Here is a 5,500-nt window from a genome sequence, read left to right as displayed (position 1 = left end):
ACGGCGTTCCGCGGTACGGAAGTGCATGAGTATCGATAGCAGAGTAACCAAACGGCTAGCTGATATGGCGGTACAGTGGCGCTATGGCATGGCGTTCCACGGTACGGAAGTGCATCAGTATCGATAGCAGAGTAACCAGGCGGCTAGCTGATATGGCGGTACAGTGGCGCTATGGCACGGCGTTCCGCGGTACGGAAGTGCCAAGCATCATTCAGGCCAGGTTCTTGAAGAGCGCAAGACTGCAGCTTGGAACCTGGAGGCGGTATTAGGCACTGTACATTTGTACGTCGCCTGAATGCCCCTATCGGAGTGCGCCGGGCTTCCTCAGACAGACTTAACGGAACGTTGTTCCGCTATTGCTCGGTTAGAGGCGGTGCGGGCAATGCATAACGGAACACAGTTCCGTTATTGAGCCGTCATAACAGCGATTTTGCCTGAAATGACGAGAATAACGTACTCTCGTTCCGTTATTTTCGGGAAATACCCGGGAAATAGGTCGATAGCGGAACAAATTTCCGTTAATCGAAATGGCGATAAACCCGCTCAACTCCGATTATGCCAAGTAGGCTCAGAACCGTCGAACCGCTGGCTTGGGTTGCTTTGCTCCGGCTTACGGCCGGCTAGAAGCCCTCATAAATAAACAGCCCTTTGCCGGTAAAAAAGACTAGCGCCAGCACCAGCATCACGAGGTAAGCGAGCAGCTCCAGCGTGCGGCCCCATCGGGTGTCGCGCCATGTACGCTTCGGCTGTTTGCCGGATTTGGATTTGCCCCTCGGCGGCAGCACGCCGTTTGAGGCGCCCTTAGCCCCATCGGCAGCAGAGTGGGCAGTATCTTTGGCAGAACCGACTTTAGTGGAGGAGACTCTGCCGACGTTGCTTCCTGCAGCGCCTGTTTCGGCGGTGCCGCTAGTATTATCGGTACCACCGGTCTCGCGAGCATCGCCGGTACCAGTCCTTCTGCTAGTGCCACCGCTGTCTGCGCCTTCGGTACTGCTGGTAGCGCCGAGACTGCCAGCGCTGTAAGTGTTACCGCTGGCGTTGAAGCCGCCGATGCTGCCGGTATCTCCGATACCGTTACCGACGGTACTACTGGTTCCGCTTTTGCTGCCGTTGATACTAGTACCACCAGTGCCATTAATGTTGCCATTGCTGCAGATACCGCCAGAAGCGACGCCGCTGGAGCTAGCAGTGGCGTTAGTACTGCCGGCACCGCCAATGCCCCCCACATCGCCTGCACCTCCGGCACCGCTCGGCTGCACCGAACGGGCGCCGGGGGGGTTGACGCTCATACCGGCTTCGCCGTTCATTTCAGTCCGTTCAGCCATGCGTCAACCTCCTTCGTGAATTCGGGCGCGCCTTTTTCGCGGTTCAGGTGTACGAGCTCATGGAAATCTTCCGGCGGGAAGCGGTCCATCAGATCGAGCGTCGGCACGCCGGCCTTTTGCAGCATTCCATTAACGAGCGATTTCATCTCGGCTACGTAGGGGGGATGCTTGTAGCCGCTATTCCACGGCATCCATACGACGCGAAGCGGAAGCTTGCGGGAGGCCGCGTAGTCGATCACCCACTGCATCGCTGCCAAATTGCCGCGAAAATCTTGCTGCGGCTTCATCCAGCCAAACCGCTTGTCGTAGTCGTCCCATTTGCGCTGAAGGCAGCCGGCAACTACTCCTTGCGGGCATTCGCTGGCTGTAGGCTCCGGGCCGAAGTACAGCATTTTGTCGATCCAGCGCGGCTCATAGGCGAGCGGATGACCTTTCAGCGCATTGCGCAGCAGCTCCTGCCCCGAGTCGCGGAAATAGTCGCGGTAGTAGTACACATACGGCTGATACCAGCGCTTGAACCATGGATACGTGGGATCGGTCTCGAGGCTGTCGATCATCGTGTGGACGTCGATCCCGACGACGAGTTCCCGCTCGACATCATAATAGCCGCCCTTCAAAATCGCCTGCAGATCGGTAATTTTGCCGTAAGAAAGGCCCATTTCCGTAAGCTTGTGCGTGGAGCGGTCTTCCATGTAGGCGGCAGTCACCGAAGAATTGCCATAAAAAACAGGGCCGGAGCGAGTCCAGCCGTGGTGATAAAGCGTCTTGACGAAGTCGTTTTTATAGAAGCGGCGCGAACGCTCCATCGGGTTCCACCACGCCAGCAGGGCATCGGTGACGAGAAACAGCGCCAGCAGCGAAAGCACGAAGCGGTTGCGCTTCAGAAAAGTCAAAAGTCGCATGGATCATTCCCCGTTGAAAGTGGGATGGCGGTCTGGAGCAGTGCCGGGACAAGCGCCTCTTGCGCAAGTACGGGCACGAAATCTGTATGTCGGAGCCCGCCCCCGGCTTGTGGCCGGAGCTTTTACAGCCCTTTCTCCTGCCATTCGCGGTACTGCTCGCGGAACGCTTTCGGCCAGAGCGCTTCGTCCAGACCGAACTGCGCCAGGAACGCGAACGCCCAGCGCTCGATGCCGAAGCCGACGCAGCCGGTAACGGCGCTGCGCTTGCCGATTTTGATGTTGAACGCGTTGCCGAACGTCGTGCTGTGGAAGTTGACCGACGAGCAGGCGATCGATTTGTCCAAATAAGGGATCGTCAGCCGCAGCTCGTACTTCATTTCCTGCTGCCGCTGGAACGACGCCTTCACCTGAAAATCGTTCGTAAAGAACGGGTCGTTCGCCAGCTCGATGACGCTGTCCAGTTCCCACTCGGCCGCCAGCTCCTTCAAATACTCGATCGAGCGGAGGCGGTTCTCCTTGACGTAGTCCGGCTTGCCGACAAAAATGATCTCGCGCATCGAGAAGTCGAGCAGCCGGCCGAAGTCGATATGGTTTTTGCCTTCGAACCGGTGGCACTTGGCGATAGCCGTTACGGCGATGCCGTCGCCCTCGAGCGTCTCGTCCTGCAAGCCTTCGTAGCAGTGGTAGCACGTCGACGGATTCATCGTAAACCGCGGCTTCGGCATATGAACGTCGAGCGGGAGCGGGGTCTCGGCTTTCCAGCCGCCCGCTTCGCGCACTGACTGCGAGAACGCCTCGATCACGTCCAAGTCCTCGCGCAAATGCGTCAGGAAGTGAATATGCTCCGGGAACGAGGTGAAATGGTTCGTTTTATTCAGCGTCTCGGCATGAATGACGGCTGGGTACTGCTCCTCGCCGAGTCCCTCGAACCGTTTGGCGATGCGCGTCACGAACGACCAGTCGAGAAACCGCATCAGGCTGGAGAACGGCTCGCGGAAAATAAACAGCCCGGGCTCCAGCATTTTGATCGTCTTCGTCCGTACGAGCTCGGCGACGATATCGCCGCGGTAAGGCATCGGGCCGCTGTGCTCGAACAGATTCGCTTCCTTGAAGCCGAAATCGCCTTTGGAGAAACGGTCGATGAGCCGCTCGACGCGGTCCGCGATGCGCTCGCTTCCCGCCGGCGAACGGTGCGTAATGCGGATCGCCCCGTCCTCCAGGCGAATGTCCTCGATATGCTCGTCGACAAAAGCCGCCGCGTACTTGAGCTGCCCGTGCTGGCTCGGGTCGAGCCGCTGCAGCGAAATGACGCATTCGTTAGTCATGCCGGTTACCTCGCAATCTTGGAATGAATGAAGGTGGCGATTTCGCGCACGGTGTTCATCGGGTGCAGCATGAGATCCTGCTGCGTCACTTGAATGCCGTACGTTTTCTCGATATGGGCGATCAGCGCCGTGGCGCCGATAGAATCGATGTAGCCGTAGTCGAACAGATGCACATCCGCGTCAAAATCCTCGTCGTTCTCGTCTATCTCGTACCGTTCGCGGATATAGTCTTCCAGCTGTTGCAGCAATTCCTCCATGATAGTCCCTCCTTGTGAAAATGGCGCATATCGTAAGGCCGCCGACTGCTAGCCGCGAAGCGACGCAGCCAGCGTAGCTAACGGGGCGCTACTCGCACCGTGACGGCGGGGCCGTAGTGGGTGACCGTTACGGTGTGCGCCTCATCGTCGCGCTGAATGTCGAGCTGCGCCCCGGCGTCTGCCGCCTGCACGTCGACCGGCTGCGGGCTGTACAGCTTGATTTGCTGCATGCCCGCATCGTTCAGATGCAGCGTCCAGGCTGCGCCGCCAGCGGCGCCTGCGCGGGCGCCAGAGCCGCCGCTGCGTTCGATCGTCACCGGGACGTTCGAGCGCAGCAAGTGCAGGCGGTCCGGCGAAGGGTGAACGCCCAGCGTCACCGGCCGGTCCAGGCCGACAAACAGCTTGCCGTCGCGCTCGTCGTAAATGTCGGCGTCCCCGGTGCCGACGCGGTACAGGGCGAGCCGTTCCCCCCGTTCCACCGACACGCCCAGGGCGGTGCGGTAAACCCCGGCCTGAGACGGGACGCCGCTGAAATCCGGCTTCAGCCGGAGCGACAGGTGCGGACCGTTTTTCGTGCCGAGCAGCAGGTCTTTCAGCTTGTCCTGCAGGAAGGCGGCCCACGAGCGCTCGACGGTGACGCGGGCAGTGAGCGCCGTCAGGAACGAGCGCGCCATTTGCGGTTCGGAGACGAAGTTGTAATCGTGCTCGGTCCGCAGCTTGTCGAAATAGGCGGCGAATTCGCGCAGCTCGTTCGTCCTGGACGGGAAGAACGGCTCGATATGCTCAAAATAAATAATCGGCATATCTTGCGCCACGAACGACCGGAAAATATCCTCGGTCGAATAACTGCCCAGCCGGAGCACCGGGCTCGGCGTGTAGAGCAGCATCGGCCCTTTTGCCGCAGGAGCGCCGGACTCGGGTTGCATCAGGAACGGCAGCCCCCACATGTATTCGTAGCCGAGACGCGGGTCGTCCGGAACGTGCGACGGTTTGAAGCCGAAGTTGAACCACAGCCCCTCATCCGCTTCGTTCCGCAGCGTCTGCTGGCGGTCGGGAATGTTGATGCGCCACGTATGCTGGTTCGTCCCGGTGTTGCCCCACGGCAGCCCGAGCCGCTCGAACGCCTGCTTGTGCAGCGCGAACTCCTGCCGCTCGGCATCGCTGGTGTTAAAGTTATGGACGAACAGGTGCGGGTAGATCTCGAGCCCGTTCGTTTTGGCGTATTGGATAAAGTCGTCCAGCTGCGCCCGAAACGGAAACGCCGGATCGTCGATGGCGTATGGAAGTCCGAATTCGAGCTGGCCGACGACGAGATCGTCTTTGCCGTCGTGGTTAATGTCGAACCAGACGGGGGCCGAATTGTGGCCGCCGACCAGGGCCGGCGTTCCCATCTGGTTGAGCGTTTCGCCGGATAGCGGACCTTTGGCCGTAAAATGCGGCAGCGGAGCCGTCCCCGGAGCCGCCTGTGCGGTTGGGGCGTCCTGCACGTATACGAGCAGATCGCCCTCGTTATTGCCGATCACCAGATCCAAGCGGCCGTCGCCGTTCATGTCCCGCAGAGCGGGGGCGGCGAAACGCGCCGGGATCTGCAGCAGCTCTACGCCTGCGGCAAAGCGCAGCGGAGCGCTGCGGTCCAGGCCGCGGTACAGCCAGACGCGGCCGTCGCCATCCCCGACGACGAGGTCGGGGAT

Annotated in this window: 5 protein-coding genes; all 5 read right to left on the bottom strand. The window is 60.2% G+C overall.

Annotated elements, in window-relative coordinates:
• Positions 1-620: 620 nt before the first annotated feature.
• Positions 621-1,325, bottom strand: coding sequence for a hypothetical protein (locus SD70_RS34360; protein WP_052488130.1), 705 nt, complete (start codon positions 1,323-1,325; stop codon positions 621-623).
• On the bottom strand, positions 1,304-2,227 hold the full coding sequence (locus SD70_RS32255; RefSeq protein WP_041052779.1) for a hypothetical protein: 924 nt from the start codon (positions 2,225-2,227) through the stop codon (positions 1,304-1,306). The genes SD70_RS34360 and SD70_RS32255 overlap by 22 nt, the downstream gene beginning before the upstream one ends.
• Positions 2,228-2,349: 122 nt before the next feature.
• Positions 2,350-3,552, bottom strand: a complete 1,203-nt coding sequence (locus tag SD70_RS32250) for a hypothetical protein (RefSeq protein ID WP_041052777.1) — start codon at positions 3,550-3,552, stop codon at positions 2,350-2,352.
• A gap of 5 nt (positions 3,553-3,557) precedes the next feature.
• Positions 3,558-3,809 (bottom strand): acyl carrier protein, encoded by a 252-nt coding sequence (locus tag SD70_RS32245; protein WP_041052775.1) that lies wholly within the window; start codon positions 3,807-3,809, stop codon positions 3,558-3,560.
• A gap of 77 nt (positions 3,810-3,886) precedes the next feature.
• Positions 3,887-5,500: FG-GAP repeat domain-containing protein (locus tag SD70_RS32240; protein WP_041052773.1), on the bottom strand; the 1,614-nt coding region annotated here is incomplete at its 5' end.

This window comes from Gordoniibacillus kamchatkensis (genome assembly GCF_000829455.1).
GTDB classification, from domain to species: Bacteria; Bacillota; Bacilli; order Paenibacillales; family NBRC-103111; genus Gordoniibacillus; species Gordoniibacillus kamchatkensis.
This window is presented reverse-complemented; position numbering and strand designations above follow the sequence as displayed.

Bases quoted from the DNA above. Each gene is read 5' to 3' on its own strand.
- SD70_RS32250 (WP_041052777.1), bottom strand. From the start codon at position 3,552: ATGACTAACGAATGCGTCATTTCGCTGCAGCGGCTCGACCCGAGCCAG.
- SD70_RS32255 (WP_041052779.1), bottom strand. From the start codon at position 2,227: ATGCGACTTTTGACTTTTCTGAAGCGCAACCGCTTCGTGCTTTCGCTG.
- SD70_RS34360 (WP_052488130.1), bottom strand. From the start codon at position 1,325: ATGGCTGAACGGACTGAAATGAACGGCGAAGCCGGTATGAGCGTCAAC.
- SD70_RS32245 (WP_041052775.1), bottom strand. From the start codon at position 3,809: ATGGAGGAATTGCTGCAACAGCTGGAAGACTATATCCGCGAACGGTAC.